General features: G+C 70.2%; 2 protein-coding genes. One reads left to right on the top strand and one right to left on the bottom strand.

Annotated features, from left to right (window positions below):
• Positions 1-119 precede the first annotated feature (119 nt).
• Positions 120-2876 carry an aminotransferase class I/II-fold pyridoxal phosphate-dependent enzyme gene (locus ACFPZL_RS11560; protein WP_218114416.1) on the bottom strand — a complete coding sequence of 919 codons (2757 nt, stop codon included), beginning with the start codon at positions 2874-2876 and terminating at the stop codon, positions 120-122.
• 151 nt (positions 2877-3027) lie between these two features.
• On the opposite strand from ACFPZL_RS11560, the gene ACFPZL_RS11555 reads away from it, so the two are divergent.
• On the top strand, positions 3028-3166 hold a 139-nt coding region (locus ACFPZL_RS11555; RefSeq protein ID WP_382335511.1), incomplete at its 3' end, for an FAD-dependent oxidoreductase.

Below are 3166 nucleotides of genomic sequence, written 5' to 3'. Positions count from 1 at the left end.
CGGCCCGGTCGCCGCGTCGTCGGCCACGGTGATGGGCGGCGGGATCACGCTGCTCGGCCTCGTCGGCGTGGCCACCGCCGTGCTGGCGATCCGCCCTCGCGCACGGGCGTGACACGCGGCTACTTCAGCACCCGATACCCGCGGCTCGGATCGTAGCCGTGGATCTCCCGCGTATCGAGAACGGCCATGAAGTCGAGGACCCCGCCGGTGATCACCTGGCCGGGAACGAGGACGGGGAACCCGGGCGGATAGGGCGTCACGAATCCGGCGCTGACCGGCTGCTCGCCGCGATCGACCCGTTCCCGCAGCTCGGCCGGCTGCACGTACTCGACGGCCGATCGGCGCTGCCCGCGGAAGAATGCCGCGCGCATATCGCCGTCGGGCAGCTCCGCATCGGTGGCGTAGCCGTCGGAGAACGAGCTGAAGTCGGGCAGCGGCGGCATCGCGACCTCGCCGGGCAGCGGCAGTTCGGGATCGCGCTGCTCGCGAGCCTCCTCGAAGCGCTCCGCGAGCTTCACGAGCACCTCGATCAGGTAGGCGATGGCGCTGCGGGAGGTGCCGATGTTCGTCATGAACAGCACGGTGTTCCGGCTGGTCTTGTTCACCTGCACGCCGTAGCGGTCCATCAGGTAGTCGTGCTTGAAGGTGTCGCCGTCGACCCCCGTGCGCGTGATCTCGACCGTGATGCGGCTCGGATCGATCACGAACTCGTCGCTCGCCCAGGCCCGCCACATCGTCGCGAGGCCGTCGCGCAGCGGCATGGGGCGGCCCGAGGCGCGATGCTCGGCCGGGATCAGGTCGTGGGCGGTGAGCACCCGGAAGGTGCGGCGCAGCAGCGGATGGCGCGCGATCGCCTGCGCGAGGCTCGTCGCGAGATCCAATTGACGCTGCACGAGGTCGAAGCCCTCGAGCTCCACCTGCCGGCGGCCCAGATCGAGCGAGGTCAGGATCTGGTAGTTCGGCGAGGTCGTCGTGTGCGTCATGTAGGCCTCGTGGAACGGGTCCTCCGCCTCCCGGACCCAGTCCTGGTCGTAGACGTGGATCATCGAGCCCTGCCGCAGCGACGTCAGCGTCTTGTGCGTCGACTGGGTCGCGTACACGCGGATCCGGGCCTCCGGGGAGGGGATCAGGCGCTCGTCCAGCCAGACCTCGTCGGCGGCCGGCCGACCGGACTCGTCGAAGAGCCGCTGCCGCTGCTCCCGGTAGGCCGCGTCGTGCGCCGCCGACTTCAGCTGCGCCTCCAAGCGCTTGGCCGCGGACATCGCCGTGCGACGCCGGGTCACCGGATGGAAGGCCGCGAACGCGAACCAGGCCTCGTCCCAGAGGAACACCAGATCCGGTTTGATCGCGAGGCACTCGGCCATGACGCGCTCCGGATCGTAGACGATGCCGTCGAACGTGCAGTTGGTGAGGGTGACCATCCGCACCTCGTCCAGCCGGCCCGCCGCCCGGTAGTCGAGCAGCAGCTGCTTGATGCGGCTCAGCGGGACCGCGCCGTAGAAGGCGAAGTCGTTGAGCGGATACGCCTCGAGATAGGCGGGCCGCGCACCGGTCAGCATGATCGCGTGGTGGTGGGACTTGTGGCAGTTGCGGTCGACCAGCACGACCTCGTTCGGCGCGACGAGCGCCTGGTGCACGATCTTGTTGGCCGTCGAGGTGCCGTTCGTGACGAAGAAGGTGTGCTTCGCGCCGAAGGCGCGGGCCGCGAGATCCTGCGCCTTCTTGATCGTCCCGGTGGGGGCGAGCAGCGAGTCCAGGCCGCCGGAGGTGGCGGAGGTCTCGGCGAGCAGCAGGTTGAGGCCGTAGAACTCGGTGAGGTCGGTGATCCATTTCGAGCCGACGACGGAGCCGCCGCGCGCGACCGGCAGCGCATGGAAGACCCCGACCGGGCGGCGCGCGTGATCCTGGATCGCGCTGAAGAACGGGGTGTCGTAGAGGTGCGAGACCCGGCGCAGCAGCGTGAGGTGGAGTTCGAGCTGATCCTCGCGGCGGAAGACGCGGCGGAATCGTCGGGTGAGCACACCGGCGAGATCCTCGATGTGAGCGCCGGCCATGAGGTAGAGGTCGAGTTCGGGCCGGATCGCGTTCAGCGTGTCCGCGAGATCGAGCACCCGCCGCACCGAGGCCAGCGGACTGCCGCCGTGCGCGGGATGCATGCCCGCCTCGGCATGCGCGAGGTCGATGGTCTCGCGGAGGTCCCGACTCAGCGGCTGCTTCGTGCGGTCGGTGAAGCCGGGGCGTACGACCACCGAGAGGATGTTCGGGTTGGTGAGCGCGGCGGCGACGGCGTCGTCGGCCGACGGCACGATCACGTAGTCGTAGATGAAGGCGTCGGCGGGGTTCCGGAGCTGCCGCAGCTCGGCGCGCATCGTGTCGCGATCCGACTCGGTGGTCTCGTCGACCACCAGGACCTCGAAGCGGGGTCGCGGATCGACGTCGTCCTCGAACTCGCCGCGCTCGGAGGGATCGAGCACCGCTTCGGCAGGCTGGTCCTGCGGGTCGTCGGGAACGGTCGTCGCGCGGATCCGGCCCACGACGCGACCGATCCGATCGAGTGCGGCGCGGTAGTCCCCCTTCTGCAGCAGCTCGGCGATCGCGGCGACGTAGCGCTGGCCGAATCCGGCCCAGTACATCTCGATCGTCTCGAGGGCGCGCAGGTTGCGCCACACCTCGCTCTCCGCCGAGAGCTCGCCGCTCTCGAGGTCGCCGTGCGCGAGCCGCTTCACCGCGAAGCGCAGATACTCCCAGGCGTCGCTGCGCAGCCGCCACGTGCTCGACGGCATGCCCGGATCGCGCTCGAGCGTCGGGGCGCCCGGCGTCGCCGCGCCGCGACCCGAGAGTGGCGTGATCCGGCGCACGGCATCGAGAGGGGGCATCGGCGATCCTTTCGCGGGGTGCTCGGCCGACCCCCGGCATGCGGTACGGCCAGAATGTGTCCCGATCCTACCCGCAGGCGCATGCTCGCAGGCGCGTACGACCTCTATCGGTCTCCTCTGGTAGACGAAGGCGCCGGGTAGGATCGTAGGCATGGGCGCAGCGCAGGAACGCAGGGATCGAATCGTCGTACTAGGCGGCGGCCCCGGGGGGTATGAAGCCGCGCTGGCCGGTGCGCAGCTCGGTGCGCAGGTGACGCTCGTCGAGCGGGCGGGCGTCGGCGGCGCCGCCG

It is taken from the genome of Leucobacter soli, from assembly GCF_042659205.1.
GTDB classification, from domain to species: Bacteria; Actinomycetota; Actinomycetes; order Actinomycetales; family Microbacteriaceae; genus Leucobacter; species Leucobacter soli.
The sequence above is the reverse complement of the archived record's forward strand: the minus strand, read 5'-3'. Positions and strand labels throughout refer to the sequence as shown.